General features: G+C 67.2%; 17 protein-coding genes and 1 pseudogene. 4 read left to right on the plus strand and 14 right to left on the minus strand.

The window, feature by feature from the left end; genetic code table 11:
• Positions 1-382, plus strand: a pseudogene (locus WAZ62_RS15105) (hypothetical protein); the annotation flags it as partial.
• Positions 382-960, plus strand: a complete 579-nt coding sequence (locus WAZ62_RS15110) for an RBBP9/YdeN family alpha/beta hydrolase (protein ID WP_422644364.1) — start codon at positions 382-384, stop codon at positions 958-960. The pseudogene WAZ62_RS15105 and the gene WAZ62_RS15110, both read left to right, overlap by 1 nt.
• A 10-nt stretch (positions 961-970) precedes the next feature.
• Here the strand turns inward: WAZ62_RS15110 and WAZ62_RS15115 are convergent, their stop codons facing one another.
• The 3 genes from WAZ62_RS15115 to WAZ62_RS15125 all read right to left on the minus strand — a co-directional run bounded on the left by WAZ62_RS15115 (position 971) and on the right by WAZ62_RS15125 (position 3826).
• A complete protein-coding gene (locus WAZ62_RS15115) occupies positions 971-1153 on the minus strand; it encodes a hypothetical protein (RefSeq protein ID WP_422644365.1) in 183 nt (60 codons plus the stop codon).
• 69 nt (positions 1154-1222) lie between these two features.
• Positions 1223-3130, minus strand: coding sequence for an acyl-CoA synthetase (locus tag WAZ62_RS15120; protein WP_422644366.1), 1908 nt, complete (start codon positions 3128-3130; stop codon positions 1223-1225).
• Between the two features lie 57 nt (positions 3131-3187).
• Positions 3188-3826 carry a DUF502 domain-containing protein gene (locus WAZ62_RS15125; RefSeq protein ID WP_422644367.1) on the minus strand — a complete coding sequence of 213 codons (639 nt, stop codon included), beginning with the start codon at positions 3824-3826 and terminating at the stop codon, positions 3188-3190.
• A 104-nt stretch (positions 3827-3930) separates the two neighbouring features.
• On the opposite strand from WAZ62_RS15125, the gene WAZ62_RS15130 reads away from it, so the two are divergent.
• Positions 3931-4587: an MBL fold metallo-hydrolase gene (locus WAZ62_RS15130; RefSeq protein ID WP_422644368.1), complete on the plus strand. Its 657-nt coding sequence runs from the start codon at positions 3931-3933 to the stop codon at positions 4585-4587.
• Positions 4588-4741: 154 nt separating this feature from the next.
• Here the strand turns inward: WAZ62_RS15130 and WAZ62_RS15135 are convergent, their stop codons facing one another.
• The 4 genes from WAZ62_RS15135 to WAZ62_RS15150 are packed head-to-tail and all read right to left on the minus strand — an operon-like array spanning position 4742 to position 8559.
• Positions 4742-5824: an ABC transporter ATP-binding protein gene (locus WAZ62_RS15135; RefSeq protein WP_422644369.1), complete on the minus strand. Its 1083-nt coding sequence runs from the start codon at positions 5822-5824 to the stop codon at positions 4742-4744.
• The gene (locus WAZ62_RS15140; RefSeq protein WP_422644370.1) at positions 5821-6627 is read right to left on the minus strand and encodes an ABC transporter permease; all 807 of its coding nucleotides are present in this window, start codon (positions 6625-6627) and stop codon (positions 5821-5823) included. Before WAZ62_RS15140 ends, WAZ62_RS15135 begins: the two co-directional genes overlap by 4 nt.
• Positions 6627-7511, minus strand: a complete 885-nt coding sequence (locus tag WAZ62_RS15145; RefSeq protein WP_422644371.1) for an ABC transporter permease — start codon at positions 7509-7511, stop codon at positions 6627-6629. The genes WAZ62_RS15140 and WAZ62_RS15145 overlap by 1 nt, the downstream gene beginning before the upstream one ends.
• The gene (locus WAZ62_RS15150) at positions 7495-8559 is read right to left on the minus strand and encodes an extracellular solute-binding protein (RefSeq protein ID WP_422644372.1); all 1065 of its coding nucleotides are present in this window, start codon (positions 8557-8559) and stop codon (positions 7495-7497) included. Before WAZ62_RS15150 ends, WAZ62_RS15145 begins: the two co-directional genes overlap by 17 nt.
• Positions 8560-8700: 141 nt before the next feature.
• On the opposite strand from WAZ62_RS15150, the gene WAZ62_RS15155 reads away from it, so the two are divergent.
• Positions 8701-9696, plus strand: coding sequence for a LysR family transcriptional regulator (locus WAZ62_RS15155; RefSeq protein WP_422644373.1), 996 nt, complete (start codon positions 8701-8703; stop codon positions 9694-9696).
• 69 nt (positions 9697-9765) lie between these two features.
• Here the strand turns inward: WAZ62_RS15155 and WAZ62_RS15160 are convergent, their stop codons facing one another.
• From WAZ62_RS15160 to WAZ62_RS15190, 7 genes are all read right to left on the minus strand, one after another.
• The gene (locus WAZ62_RS15160; protein WP_422644374.1) at positions 9766-10599 is read right to left on the minus strand and encodes a sugar phosphate isomerase/epimerase family protein; all 834 of its coding nucleotides are present in this window, start codon (positions 10597-10599) and stop codon (positions 9766-9768) included.
• Entirely contained in the window at positions 10592-11581 is a 990-nt protein-coding gene (locus WAZ62_RS15165) for a fatty acid desaturase (protein WP_422644375.1), read from the minus strand. The genes WAZ62_RS15160 and WAZ62_RS15165 overlap by 8 nt, the downstream gene beginning before the upstream one ends.
• Positions 11582-11690: 109 nt before the next feature.
• A complete protein-coding gene (locus WAZ62_RS15170) occupies positions 11691-12125 on the minus strand; it encodes a YbaN family protein (RefSeq protein ID WP_422644376.1) in 435 nt (144 codons plus the stop codon).
• A gap of 61 nt (positions 12126-12186) precedes the next feature.
• Complete coding sequence (locus WAZ62_RS15175; protein WP_422644377.1) at positions 12187-12687, minus strand: hypothetical protein; 501 nt, start codon at positions 12685-12687, stop codon at positions 12187-12189.
• A complete protein-coding gene (locus WAZ62_RS15180; protein ID WP_422644378.1) occupies positions 12684-13475 on the minus strand; it encodes an alpha/beta hydrolase in 792 nt (263 codons plus the stop codon). The genes WAZ62_RS15175 and WAZ62_RS15180 overlap by 4 nt, the downstream gene beginning before the upstream one ends.
• On the minus strand, positions 13472-13957 hold the full coding sequence (locus WAZ62_RS15185; protein ID WP_422644379.1) for an RNA pyrophosphohydrolase: 486 nt from the start codon (positions 13955-13957) through the stop codon (positions 13472-13474). Before WAZ62_RS15185 ends, WAZ62_RS15180 begins: the two co-directional genes overlap by 4 nt.
• Positions 13958-13990: 33 nt before the next feature.
• A partial coding sequence (locus tag WAZ62_RS15190; RefSeq protein WP_422644380.1) for a divergent polysaccharide deacetylase family protein occupies positions 13991-14846 on the minus strand: 856 nt, incomplete at its 5' end.

Genomic DNA, 14846 nt, shown 5'->3' on the forward strand with positions numbered 1-14846 from the left:
GGCGGGGGGCATCCGCGTCCGCTTCGGCCGGGACGAGACGATCGAAACCGATGCCCTGGTGCTGGCCACCGGCCCCGCCCATGGCGGTATCGTCGCCGGCAATCCGGTGCTGGCCAGCCTCGCCGCCAGCGGGCTGGTGAAGCCGGATGCCCTTGGTCTTGGCCTTGCGACCGACCGCAGCAGCCGCGCCATCGCCGCCGATGGCCGGGCGATCGACACCCTGCTGGTGGCGGGGCCGCTCGCCCGGGCGACCTTTGGCGAATTGATGGGCCTGCCCCAGGTCTCGGCCCATGCCGAACAGGTCGCCGTTCGCATCGCCGCCTGGCTGACCGTCGTCGGTGCCCGCCGTGGCCTTGCCCTTGCGCTTCAGGGAGAGTTGTGATGGTCGCTTCGCCCTATCTGATCCTGCCGGGCCTCGGTAATTCGGGGCCGGAACACTGGCAGAGCCTGTGGCAGGCGGAGCTCGGCTGCGAGCGGCTGGAATTGCCGGATTGGGACGCTCCGCGACTGTCCCGCTGGCTGTATCTGGCGATCGAGGCGATCGAGCAGCGGCCGGGCGTCGTGCTGATCGCCCATAGTCTCGGCTGTATCCTGGTGGCCCATGTCGCCGCCGCGCGGCCCGATCTCGATATCGGCGGCGCCCTGCTGGTCGCCCCGGCCGATGTCGACTCGCGGCGCCATACGCCGGACCGGCTGGGCGATTTCGCGCCGCTGCCCCGGGTCGCCCTGCCGTTTCCGGCCGTGCTCGTCGCCAGCCGAAGCGATCCGCACATGGATTTCGCCGTGGCGGCGGGTCTCGCGGCGGATTGGGGCGCGCGCCTGGTCGATGCCGGCGCGGTGGGGCATATCAATGTCGTGTCGGGCCATGGCGTCTGGCCCGAGGGGCGCGGCCTGCTGGCGGATGTGACCGGTGGCGGGCCACACCGCCGCGCGGGCGCCGAGGATCACCCGGCGCCTTAAGCCCGGCGAATCAGGCCTCGTCGTTCGCCGTGCTGGCGGCCGTGCTGTCGGCCGTGACGGCCGCGTCAACGGCGGGAACCGTCACGGAATCCCTTGGCTTGCGCGGAAAGGCGATGATCTGGGCCGATGAGCCTGTCGCCACGACGTGATATTCGAAGGCGGGCGATTGGTCGTCTGTGTCGCTAGCGGACATGGTCGAGCCCTCCTGTTCATGTTGCAGTGCGCAAGCTACGGGCGGGCTCGTCCAGAAGCGAGTCGTTTCTCACCCGCCGCTGTCGGTTCCACCCATTTCGACCGCAAGCGCGAAGCCGGAAGCCACGCGCCGGACGGCTTCCCGATCGACGCCCGGCGCCGGAGTCACGCGCGCGGTCAGGCCTCGCGTGGGATCGTCGAAGGTCTCGACCCCCGCCCTGAGGCCGGCGGCGGCCAGGGCCGCTTCCAGCACCCGGCGGATCGCCTCGAGGCGCAGCGGCGGCTTGTGGATCTTGCCGACCGCCGTCACCGGCAGTTCGGCCAGGATCTCGAGATGCACGGGCACCGCCGCCCGCTCCGGCACATGGGCGCGGGCATGGGCCAGCAACTCCTCAGGTGTCGCGCTGGCGCCCGGGCGCAGCGAGACATAGGCGGCGGGCAGTTCGCCGGCATAGGCATCGGGCTGGCCGATCACCGCCGCCAGCGCGACGGCGGGGTGGGAGACCAGCGCATCCTCGACCATCTGCGGATCGATATTATGGCCGCCTCGAATGATCAGGTCCTTGGAGCGGCCGACCAGCCACAGGTAATGATCCTCGTCGTAACGGGCGAGGTCGCCGGTGTCGAACCAGCCGTCCGGCGCCGGCTTGCCGACATAGCCGGCGAAAAGCTGCGGCCCCTTCATGAACAGGGCGCCGACCTCGCCCACGGCGCAGGGGCCGACCGGCCGGCCGCTGCCGTCGATCTTCATCGGCTGCAGCTCGACATAAGGCAGGCGGAAACCGATCGAGCCCGCGCGCCGCTCGCCATAGCGCGGGTTGGTCGAACTGGCGCAGGTGCCCTCGGTCATGCCGTAACCTTCGAGGATCTTCACACCCGTCGCGGCCTCGAAGCGGCGGATCAGGTCGGCGGGCATGGGTGCCGCGCCGCAGATCGCCGTCTTCAGCGATGAAACATCGTGGTTGCCGATCGGCACGTCCAGCAAAGCGGCATAGAGGGTGGGCACGCCCGAGAAGGAATTGCCCTTGAAGCGTTCGACCAGCGCCCAGAAATTGGCGACGACGCCCTGGCCGCGATAGCCCTGGGGCGTCAGGATCACCACCGTGCCGCCGGCATGGAACGGGGCGAGACCCGTGACCATGGTGCCGTTCACATGGAACAGCGGCAGGCCGCAGAGGATCACATCCTCCTCGTCGGTGCCCATGATCGAGCCGAGCAGCATGGCCTCGAAGGCTTCGTTGAAATGGGTGTGGCGCGCCAGTTTCGGCGTGCCCGTGGTGCCGCCGGTGTGGAAATAGGAGGCGATCTCGCCGCCCCCGATCACCCGGCCGGAGAGCAGGCGGTCGCCCGGCTGGGCCGCCCTCAGCGCGTCGAAATCATGGATGGTGACGCCGCCGCGCGCGATCGGCGTATCCGCCGGCATCAGCATGGGCAGCATCGCGCGCATCGCGTCGGGCACATAGGGCGACAGGTCGACACGCAGCACATGTTCGATACCGCTCGCCTGCTCGATCACGGCGACCGCCTTGTCCCACAGATCGCTCTGCGGGAAGGGGGCGAGGGTGATGAGCACGCGGGCGCCCGCCGCGGTCAATATATCGGCGATCTTGCCGGGCTCCAGCAGCGGATTCACAGGGCTGGCGATGCCGGCCGCCTCCCCGCCCCACAGGGCGTAATGGGTCTCGAGCAGGTTGGGCAGCAGGATGCCGACCGCGTCACCCGGGCCGACGCCCAGGGCATGGAAGGCATTGGCGGCCCGCGTCACCTCGGCGAAGAGTTCGCGATAGGTCACATCGACGCTGGGCAGCGCGGGATCGCCGATCAGCAGGAACCGCAGGGCGTGCTTGTCGCCGTAAGCCCCGGCGGCATGGCGCAGCACCGCGTAGGTGTCCTCGATCCCGCGCATCCTCTCGCGCACCGGCAGGCGTTCCACCTGCAGGACATCGTCATAGGTTGCGATGCGGATGGCGTTTTCCATGATCTCTCCCCGGCTTTCTTATGGTTGGGCCGAGGATCGGGGAGCACCCCCGCCAGGTCAAGATCTGCCGTAGGTGATGTGATCGGGCGCGGCGGTGCCGCCCGACAGGATGAACTGCATCGCCTCGTTCCCGGTCCAGTCCAGCCAGACCAGCCGCTCGACCGGCACCAGCTCCATATAGCCGGAGGTGGGGTTGGGCGCGGTCGGGACATAGACGGCGGCGATTTCCTGGCCGGTGTCGCTCGCCGTGAAGATCTTGGTGACGAAGCCGAGGGTTTTCATGTCGGGACTTGGGAATTCCACCAGCACCACCCGCTGCTGGCCGGCCGGCGTGCTCTGCAGCGACGAGATCAGCTTGCGCACGGCGCCGTAGACCGCCTCGACGAAGGGGATGCGCGCCATCAGCCGGTCGAACAGATGCCACAGGCGGGCGCCGATCATGGCGGTGGTCAGCGCGCCCAGCAGGTAAAGCGCGATCAGGGTGACGACGGCGGCCAGCGCGCTCTGGAACCAGCCCTGCTGCAACAGGGCGGCGACATCGGGCAATTGCGGCGCCAGCGCGCCCGAAAGGCCGAGGACGAAGGGCCGCCCGGCGGCGACCAGGAAGTCGAAGACGAAGCCGACGACCCAGACCGTCAGCATCAGCGGAAGGCAGGCCAGAAGGCCGGCGACGATATTGCGGCGAATGCGTTCCATGTCCAGGCATCACCTTCACAAGCACGTCCGACTACCCTTATGTATCTTACAGTCTTCGTGGTTCCTGCGGCGGGAAATCCGCCACGCATTTGGTCGAGATCGCCATGCTCAAGGTCGGCATTATCCCCGTCACCCCCTTCGCGCAGAATTGCAGCCTCGTCTGGTGCGACAAGACCATGAAGGGCGCGGCCGTCGATCCGGGCGGCGACCTCGACAAGATCCGGGGCGCCATCGAACAGGTCGGCATCACGCTGGAAAAGGTGCTGCTCACCCACGGCCACCTCGACCATGCCTCGGCCGCGGGCGAACTCGCCGCGTCCGCCGGCGTGCCCATCGAAGGCCCTCACCGCGAGGATGAATTCCTCATCCATACCCTTCGCCAGCAGGGCCAGGCCTATGGCTTCCCGCTCTACGATGCCTTCGAGCCGACGCGCTGGCTCACCGGCGGCGAGACGGTCACCGTGGGCGATGAAGTGCTGGAGGTGCGCCACTGCCCGGGCCATACCCCCGGCCACATCGTCTTCTTCCACGCCCCCACCAAGCTCGCCATCGTCGGCGACGTGCTGTTCAAGGGCTCCATCGGGCGGACCGATTTCCCGCGCGGCGACCACGCGACACTGGTGCGCTCGATCACCGGCGAACTCTGGCCGCTCGGCCCCGACGTCACCTTCATCCCCGGCCACGGCCCGGTCTCGACCTTCGGCGACGAGCGCCGCAGCAACCCCTTTGTGGGCGACCGGGCGCTGGCGGGGGGCGTTTGAGGGTTGGGCGGGTGCGGGTGCTTCATCCTGCGCGAGACCCCGGCCTTCGCCGGGGTGACGAGTTGGATAGGGTGTTCCAGAACTAAAGGAGCCTTTCCTTTCGTCACCCCGGCGAAGGCCGGGGTCTCGACCCGGAAAGGGCGCCTCGCTCCCCTCAGTCCGGCGTCACCGCGACCGTCGCCGCCGGATCCCAGCCGATCTCGACGGTGGAGCCTTCCGCCGGCAGGGCTTCGGCATTCTCGATCGCGAGATTGAGGCCGAGGGCTTGGCCCGAGGCGCAGCGCAAGGATACTTCGGCGTGGGTGCCGAGGAAGATGGCGGCTTCGACCGTCGCCTTGCGGCTGTTGGGGCCGGGGCCGAGCACGAGTTTCTGCGGGCGGAGGGCGAGGAGGAGGTTGTCGCCGATTTCGGCCGGCCGCTCGCCTAAGGCATGGATCACGGGGCCGTCGGCGGTGTCGAGGGTGGCGATGCCGGCGTCGATGGCCGTCACCTTGCCTTCGATGAAATTGCTCTTGCCGAGGAAGTCGGCGACGAAGCGGGTCTCGGGCGCGTCATAGAGCGCGCGGGGGGCGCCGAGCTGTTCGATCCTGCCGGCGCGCATGATGGCGATCCGGTCGGACATCGCCATCGCCTCTTCCTGATCGTGGGTGACATTGACGAAGGTGCGGCCGAGGCGGCGGTGCAGCTGGCGGAGTTCCAGCTGGAGGTCGTGGCGCAGCTTCTTGTCGAGGGCGCCCATCGGCTCGTCGAGGAGGAGCATCTTGGGCGAGAAGACGAGGGCGCGGGCCAGCGCCACGCGCTGCTGCTGCCCGCCCGAGAGCTGCTTGGGCAGGCGGGTGGCGAGGTGGCCGAGCTGCACGAGGTCGAGGGCATCGCGCACCTTGGTCGCGATCTCGGGCCTGGCCAGCCCCCGCACCTTCAGCGGATAGGCGACATTGTCGGCGACGCTCATATGCGGGAACAGGGCATAGCCCTGGAACACCACGCCGAAATCCCGTTTCTCGGGCGCGAGGGCGGTGATCGAGGTCCCGCCCACGAAGATATCGCCGTGGGTGGGGTCGACGAAACCCGCCAGCGCCATCAGCAGCGTGCTTTTCCCCGAGCCCGAGGGGCCGAGCAGGGTGAGGAATTCGCCCGGCGCGACATGAAGGTCGACATCGTCGAGGGCGCGGAAATCGCCGTAATATTTGGACAGGCCATAGAGACGGATATCCTGGCCGGCGCTTTCGTCCGTCATGATGCTTCCTTGGATTTGGCGCGGGCAAGGTCGCGCAGCAGGTAGAGGGCGGCGACGATCACGGTCGCCCCGATCATCAGGGTGGAAACGGCGGCGACTGCGGGGTCGATATTGTCGCGGATGTCGGACCAGATCTTGCGCGGCAGGGTATAGACGCTGCGCGACGAGACGAAGAGTGTCACGATGATCTCGTCCCAGGAGATGACGAAGGCGAACAGCCCGCCGGTGAGGAGGCCCGCCTTCACATTGGGCACGACCACGTCGCGCACGGTGCGGAACGGCCCGGCGCCCAGGCTGCGCGCCGCCTGGGCGATGCGGGGGTCGAGGCCTTCGAGGGCGGCCGAAACCGTCATGAAGACGAAGGGCATCCCCAGGATGGCATGGGACAGGATCACGCCGAACACGGTGTCGAACAGGCCGAGGGTGACCCAGGTCCGCGACAGGGCAAGGGCGGTGACGATGGGCGGCACGATCATCGGCATCAGGGCGAGGACACCGATGACACGCGCGGCCCGGCCGCCGATCTGCCACAGACCGATCGCCGCCGCGCCGCCGGTGAAGGTGGCGATCAGGGTGGCGCCGATGCCGACCATGGCGCTGTCGCCCAGCGCGCTCAGCCAGGCGTCATTGGTGAAGACGGTCTCGTAATGGCGCAGCGAAAGCTCGCCCTGCGGCATCGACAGGAAACGCTCGGGCGTCAGCGACAGCGGCACCGAGATGAACATGGGCGCCAGCAGGAAGCCGATGACGATCCAGGCGATGGTGACGGTGAGGATCAGCCCGGGGGAGAGGCGGCGGGTCATCAGCCGAAGCCTTTCTTCAGGCCGACCGTCTTCGCCATGATGCCGATCAGGACGAGGGTGAGGACGAGAAGGACGACCGATTGCGCCGCGCCAAAGCCCCAGCGCACGGTCTGCAGGATGGCGACCGAGACGGATTCGGCCAGCATGACCACGCGCCCGCCGCCCAGAATGGCGGGCGTCACATAGAAGCCGAGGCCGAAGACGAAGACGATGACCGTCGCGGCGAAGACGCCGGGCAGGGTCAGCGGCAGATAGACCTTGAGGAAGGTGGTGCCCGGTCCGGCGCCGAGGCTGCGCGAGGCGAAGAGCAGGCGCTGGTCGATGCCGCGCATCACCGCGAAAATGGGCAGGACGGCATAGGGGATCAGGTAATGCACCATGCCGATGATGACGCCCAGTTCGTTGCGAACGAGGGCCAGCGGCTGCTCGATGACGCCCGACTGCATCAGCCAGTCGTTCACCGGCCCCTGATCGCGCAGCAGCACGAGCCAGGAAAAGGCGCGGATCAGCACGGAAATCCACAAGGGCACGAGCACGGCGACGACGAGGATGCGCTGATGCGTCTCGCGCACATGGGCCATGGCGAAGGCGACGCAGAAGCCGAGCACGATGGAAATGACCGTCGTGATCGCGCAGATGCGTAAAGTCGTCAGCAGTACCTTCACGGGGCCGCTGGCGGTCACCAGCCGTTCGTAATTGTCGATGCCGGGCTTCGGGTCGGTCACGCTGAGCAGCAGGACATTGCCCAGCGGCAGCAGATAGAGGCAGACGACGATGACGAGGATCGGCGCGACCAGCCACCAGTGCGGGTCGAGACGGCCCCGCGCATCGCGCAGGGCCTCCCGAAAACCAGCCGGCCGGGGGGTATCAGCCAGCAACGGCATCGAGCCAGGTGTTCAGTTCGGTGTCGTAATTGTCGGCATACCACTGTTCGTTGCGGATGATGCCGACATCGAGATGCGACGTCGGGTTGAGGCGCTTCTGTTCCTCGGTCAGCAAGGGCAGGGCAGCCGGATTGGCCGGGCCGTTGCCCATGGCGTCCAGCAGCTTGATCTGCTTCTTCGGGTCCTGGGTCGAGGCGATGAACTTCTGCGCCTCGGCGACATGCTTGCCGCCCTTCGGAATGCACCAGGCGCCCGGGCTGGCGATCTGCTGGTTCCAGATCCAGCCCACGCGACCTTTGGTGTCGCGCTCGAGCACCGAACAGCGGGTGTTCCAGATGTTGCCCATGACGACTTCGCCATCGAGGAACAGCTGCTGGCTCGACGCGCCCGAATCCCACAGCACGAGGTTGTCGCCGAGCGACTTCACCATCTCGACGACGAGCTTCATGTCGATCGGATAGACCTCTTCCGGCTTCTTGCCGGCGGCCAGCATGAAGATTTCCGGCATGCCCATGAACCACTTCCACAGGGTGCGCTTGCCGGGGAATTTCTTCAGGTCGAAGAAGTCGGCCCAGCTCGTCGGCGCTTCCGGCAGCTTGGTCTTGTCATAGGCGAGAACATAGGAATAGACGTAGTTGCCGGCCGAGAGCGGGAACTTGTTCCACTCGAAATAGCCCTTGGGATCGACCACGGTGTAATCGATCGGCTCCAGATAGTCGGGGCCGAGCTGCAGGCCGTAGAAGCCGTCGCCGTCCGAAACGTCCCAGATCACGTTCTTCTCGTCGACCATCTTCTTGATGTTGCCCGGCAGCGGCCCGGCGCCATCGATATTCACCTTGGTGCCGGTCGCTTCGGCGAAGGGCGTGGTCCAGGCGTCCGTATAGGCCTTGACCGCGTCGCCGCCGAAGTTGGAAATGGTGATCTCGCCCGCCGCCAGCGCGCGCTTCGAGCCGAGGCCAACGCCGGCCGCGGAAACGCCCAGAATCGCGCAAAGGCTCAGGAAATCACGCCGGTTCACCCGGCCGCGAGCGTAAAGTTCCTTTGCCATCGCAAGGGAATCCTGCCGGTGAAGGTCTCGATCCATGCCGCTCTCCACATCTATTGCCTGGCCGCCTGTCGTCCGGGCATGATCACTTTTTAATGCACTTATGTTGCACCGCACGATGATGAAAACCAAACCTTTAGTTAAGTGGAGTCTAAACTGAAGAAGGTCACCACGGCCGCGCGGACCCAGCAGGTCTTTCGCGGCGCGATTTCCGACGGCGATCTGCGCCTCATGCGGGTCTTCCGCACCGTGGTCGAAAACGGCGGTTTCACGGCGGCCGAGGTCGCCCTGAACAAATCGAAATCGGCCATCAGCCTCGACATCGCCCATCTCGAACAGCGCATGGGCACGAAACTCTGCGTGCGCGGCCGGGCCGGCTTTCGCCTGACCGACGAGGGGCAGATCGTCTATCTCGCCGCCCTCCAGCTGTTCAACGACGTCGAGAAATTTCGCGACCGGGTGGCCACCGCTGTCAAGGCCCTGACCGGCCGGGTCTCGCTTTTGCTGGTCGATAATCTGGTCTCGGTCGCGGCCGGACCGATGACGCGGGCGATCGCCGAATTCGTCCGTCGCCATCCCAAGGTGGAAATCACCATGGAGTCGGCGACGCCGGCCGGGGTCGAACAGGGCATCCTCGAGGGCGAGGCGGATCTCGGTGTTTCGGTCGTGCCGCGGGAAATCGCGGCGATCGAGATGATCCCGCTGTTCCGCGAGGAGTTGCGGCTCTATTGCAGCCGGGGCCATGAACTGGCCCAGCGCGGCCTGTCGGGCCTGACCCCGGACGAGGTGAAGGAACACCGGCTGGTCATGCCGGGCGTGACCGAGGACCCCGCCTTCGGCGCCGTGGTCGCGGGTTTTCGCAAGGACGCCAAGGCCAGCAATATCGACTGCCGCATCCTTCTCGTGCTCTCGGGCGCCTTCCTCGGCTTCCTGCCGCCCCATTTCGCCGATCCCTGGATCGAGAGCGGCGAATTGCTGGAGGTGATGCCGGATCATTTCCGGACCGAGAACACCTTCTATGTGATGTTCAAGAAATCAGCCCGCCAGAGCGCCGCCGCCTCGGCCTTCCTCTCCATCCTGCTCAGCCATTTCGAGAAGGCCAAGCGGATGGAGGTGACGAAGCTCGGGCAGCTGGTGTGAAACCAGTGACGGCGCCTTTGCCGGCACGAGATCCCGGCCTTCGCCGGGATGACGCTTTTATTGAAGTCGTCACGCCTCGGCGAACAGGCGGCGGGCGTGGTCGCGCAGGATCAGGGCGTCCTCCGCCCGGTCCGAGAGTTCGAGGCCATCCGCCCCGGTGATCGCATAGTCGCGGGGGCCAAGCTCGCACAGGAAGATCAGCCTGTCGTCGGCGCCCGCGCGCTGCTTCCACAGGCGGAAACCCTCCGCCCACCAGCCGAGGAAGAGGTCGAGCCAGGGCCTGGTCTGCGGGAATTGCACCGGCAGCTGCACCTGGCAGCGGCTGGCGATCCGGCCCTGGAACGAGTCGGAACGGGCGAGCAGGCGGCGGATCTGGCCATGATATTCGGCATAGAGCGGGAAGGTCATTTCCCGGCCGACGACATAATGCGACAGGTCGGCGGCAAGGCGCATCTCGGGGATGGCGTCGAGCAATTGCAGGGTCGCGAACATGTCGTTGGTGATGCAGTTGCGGTGGGTCTCGAACTGCAGGGGCACGCCTTCCTCGGCGGCGAGGCGCAGCCAGTCGCGAATGACCGGGATCATGCCGTCGACGCTGACCGGCATCACCTGGCCGACGACGACGACGAAGGGCGCGCCGATGTCCTTGGCGAGGTGAAGGGCGGGGCGCAGGTCCTCGATCGACTTCGGAAAGGCGGTCAGCAAGCCGCCGAGGCCGGTGCGCGCGAAATGCGGCACCGTCTCTTTCGCCTGCTCGAGGGTGAGGGCGCCGAGGTCGATCGCCATGCCCTCATAACCGGCGGCCTTCACCGCGTCGAAGCGTTCTCCCACCGGCGTCTCGGGGACGCCGGGGGTGCGCTGCTCGGTCGCCCACAGGGCCTGATAGACGGAAAGCTCAGGCATTGACCGCCACCTTCGCGTCTTCCCGGTTGGTGTGATCGGTGATCCAGGGCCGGTCCATCGGATAGTCGGCCTCGGTATGGCCGGCCAGTTTCTTCATCACCTGCCACTGGAAGCCGAGATAGGTCATCGAATAGGGCTTGATGCCGTTGCCGTCGAAAATCTCGGCATGGAGCTGCTTCAGCTTCCAGAACGGCACCCCCGGGAAGGCGTGATGGGCGGTGTGATACTGCATGTTCCAGCAGACCCAGCGCAGCAGGGCGTTGGTGCGGGTCGAGCGGGTGTTGGTCAGGATGTTCTGCTCGTGCGACAGGCCGAGATGCTCGATCGTGTTCTGCAACTGATGCGCCCATTTGGTCAGCAGCAGCGGCGCCAGCCAGTATTGGACGGCGGCCCAGCTGCCGAACCACACCGAGACGGCGGCGATGATCAGATAGCCCAGCATGTGCAGCCGCGCCTCGAGGATCACGTCCTTGCGGCGGACCTCGGGGATATAGGGCTCGATCACGATGCCGAAGCAGAAGCGCAGGATGCGGGCGATGCGCGAATACCAGTAGGTCGGCCCAAGGAACCACATCAGATAGCCGAACAGGGAATAGGGGCCGCGCACCAGCTCGCCGTCCTTTTCCCAGTCCTGGGTGTGGCGATGATGGGCGGTGTGCTGGATCTGGTCGAAATCGCGCGGGTACAGCAGGATGAAACCGGTGAGCCGGCCGAAGATCTCGTTCAGGCCACGGGTCTTGAACACGGTCCAGTGGGACAGTTCATGCTGGCCGGCATAGAGAAAGTTGAGCAGCGCACCATGAATCAGGAAGGCGGGAACCGCCCACCAGCTGCCCCAGGTCTGGGACAGCAGCCAGCCCGTGGCCAGGATGGCGGCGAAATGGCTGACCAGCTGCAGGGCACCGGCGGCGTCGGAACGCTTGGATAATTCATGCAGGCGCGCCGGTTTGATCAGGGTTTTGCGAACGAAGACTTCATCCATGGCGCCGGGACTCCTGGCTCGAACTGGAACAATGCCAGGATGATCGGCCACCTTGTCGCGTGGGGAAATCCGAAGACCGATAATGTCACTTGAGTGAATGCTGAACCAATCAGAGCGTGGGCGGCGCCGGGCGGGAGGCGACATAGAGGGCGCAGGCCAGCATCAGCACCGCGACACCCGCGGCCAGCCACGCCCCGGGCCGGCTGCCGAAGAAGAACAGGCCATAGCCCAACGTCATGCCCGAGAGGGCGAAGGCCTTGCCCCGGCGCGAAATCGCGCCATGGCGTCGCCAGTCGCGCAAGGTGGGGCCAAAGCGCGGGTGGTCCATCAGCCAGGCTTCGAGCCGGGGTGACGAGCGGGCGAAACAGGCCGCCGCCAGGATCAGGAAAATGGTGGTCGGCATGACGGGCAGGAAGGCGCCGACAATGCCGAGGCCCACCATCACGAGACCGAGCACCAGGAAAAAGCCGCGCCTTGCGCTGTCCATACCCGCCACCGCGAAACTGCCGCCCGGCCACGGGCCGGGATTGCTGGACTGGACCATAAACCCGCCCGCGGGCCAAGCGTAAGAACTTGTGCCGATCACCGGGTGGCGGGGGCTTCGCCTATTCCGGCGGGTGCCGCATCAGGACCCGGCGCGGCGGCCGGCCGTCCAGTGTGCCGCGCCACGAACCATCGTCGACCGGCTGCAGGCGGAACACCTGTTCGTCGGCGACATCGGCGCTGGGATTGAAGCTGATGATCAGACCGCCGTCGACGAGGACGATATCGGTGATCTCGGCCGTCACGCCGTCCCAGTCGCAAGAGGTGACGGGATCGGGGCAGAGACCGGGCAGGGCGGTGAAAACACCGGCCGCTCGCGGCTCGTCGGCGCCATGGCTGATGTCGAGGGCGGCGAGCGGCGTATCGCCGCCGTCGTCGAGCACGATCCGCCAGCTGCCGTCCAGCGCGCCGGGCATGGCGACATCATTGGCGACGCCCGGCGGCAACTCGTCCTCGGCCGGCGTGTCGGCGGCGGCGATATTGGGTGTCGGACCGGCCTCCGCCGCCAGGGCCGGAGACAGTCCGGCCAGCAGCAGCAACGCGGCGGCTAGGGCAAGCCTCAAGATATCACCTGGTCCAGCCAGCGGGCGGCATCGGCCGCCATCTCTTCCCAGCCCGGCTCGGACACCATCCAGTGGCTGAAGCCGTCGTAAAGCCGGAACGCGGTCTTGCCTTCTGTGTCGCGGTAACGATCGGAGATGCGCTTGACCGTGCGGGCCGAATTCACCTTGTCGGCGCTGCCGGCGAAGGCCAGCACCGGGCATTTCACCGTCCACGGCTCGACCCGGCTGGCCCGGCGCATGTCCCAGGTGGAATGCATGATCTCGAACACGGCGCGGCCCGACTCGGGCACGAAGCGCGAGAAGACCTGGCGCCGTTCCTCGCGGGGCAGGCGGTTCAGCGTATGGTCGGCGGCGACGCGATAGACGGGATGGATCGGCCCGTCCCAGAACACGCCGAGGGTCGCGACCATGCCGACCGCCGACAGGATCTCGAATTCTGTCGACGGGATGACGCCCCAGGGCGGGCTGGGGGCGAGCAGCACCGCCGCCCGGGCGAGGTTCCGCCCGGCCAGCATCTGGGCGATCAGCCCGCCCATGGAATGGCCGACGATCACCGGCTTTTCCGGCAGCGTCTTGATCAGCCGGGCAAGATCGTCGGCGTAGTCCACGAGGCTGGTGCGGCCAAGGTCGGGATGCGGCCGGCCGTGAGCCGGCGTGTCGTGGTGCAGAAGATTGGGCGTGTGGCAGATCCAGCCCGCCGCCGTCATCGCCTCGGCCCAACAGGCCATGGCCCAGCCGCCGGTGAAGGCGCCGTGGATCAGGACCATGTGGCCCTTGCCGCCGCTCATCGCGCCCGCTCCACAAACAGCGGGGCGAATTCGGCGACGATCTCCCGATAGAGGTCGCGCTTGAACGGCACGATCAGGTCCGGCAACGCCTGGTGCTCGACCCAGCGCCAGGCGGCGAATTCGGGGTGGCTGGTTTCGATGTTGATGTCGGCGTCGGTGCCGAGGAAACGCATGGCGAACCACTTCTGGCGCTGCCCGCGATAGCGCCCCTTCCACACCCTGGGGATCAGATCGGCCGGCAGGTCGTAGTTCAGCCAGCCCGATGATTCGGCGATGAATTCCGCCTTCTCGGTGCCGATCTCCTCGCCCATTTCGCGCAGGGCGGCGGTTCGCGGGTCCTCGCCCTCGTCGATCCCGCCCTGCGGCATCTGCCAGGCCTCGACCAGATTGTCGATGCGCTGACCGACGAAGACGAGGCCCTCGGGATTGATCAGCATGATCCCCACGCAGGGGCGATAGGGCAGGGCGTTGATATCCATCATGTTACTCGAAATACGGGAAGGGGGCCGGACGGGTCATTCCGTGGCGACCGTGTCGGCAAGGGCGGAGGCGGGGGCAAGGACGAGGCCGCGGGCTTCAAGTCCGGCGGTCCAGTTGGCGATGCGCTCGATCGAGCCCGGATAATCGGAGGCGATGCCGATGGCGGCGCCGTTCTGGCGGGCGTATCGCTCCAGCTCGGCCAGTCGGGCGTCGACGGCGGCCCGCGTCGGCGTTGCGTCGACGAAGCGGGTGGCGATGGCGCGCGGCAGGCCCAGATGGCCGGCGACGGCCGGAATGGTCGACTGTTCGGCGGTGCGGCTGTCGACGATCATCAGGCCCCGGGCCTTCAGCTGCGCGGCGATCGCCTGCACGGCATCGGCGTCGGCGGTGAAACGCGAGCCCATGTAGGTCATCACCCCGACATAGCCCGTGGTGCGGGCCAGCGTCCATTCGAGGCGGGAGCGGTTGTCGGCGGCGGAAAGTCCGGTCATCAACGCCTTGGGGCCGGGATCGCTGGTCGGAAAATCGACCGGCTCCATCGGCAGCTGGATCAGCAGCTCGTGGCCGGCGGCCCGGGCCCGCGCCGACCAGTCGTCGAGATTCCGCGCATAGGGCGAAAAGGCCAGGGTGACGTCCGGCGGCAGCTTGTCGATCGCCTCGGCCGAGGTCGATTCCTTGAGGCCGAGGCCGGCGACGATGATGGCGATGCGGGGCCGCGCCGTCCGGTCGGCGAAGGGCCTGGCGTAGACCTGCCAGGGCTGGCGCCCATCGGGGCCGATGACCGGCAGCAGACCGTCGCGCCCATTCTCCACGAGGGCGGGATCGGGCGCGGCCGACAGGGCGACGGAAACCGGCGCGGGCGCGGTGGCCGGGGTGGCGGTGGCCGGCGCG

Origin of the sequence: Zavarzinia sp. (assembly GCF_049306435.1) — a bacterium.
In the GTDB taxonomy this organism is placed as follows: Bacteria; Pseudomonadota; Alphaproteobacteria; order Zavarziniales; family Zavarziniaceae; genus Zavarzinia.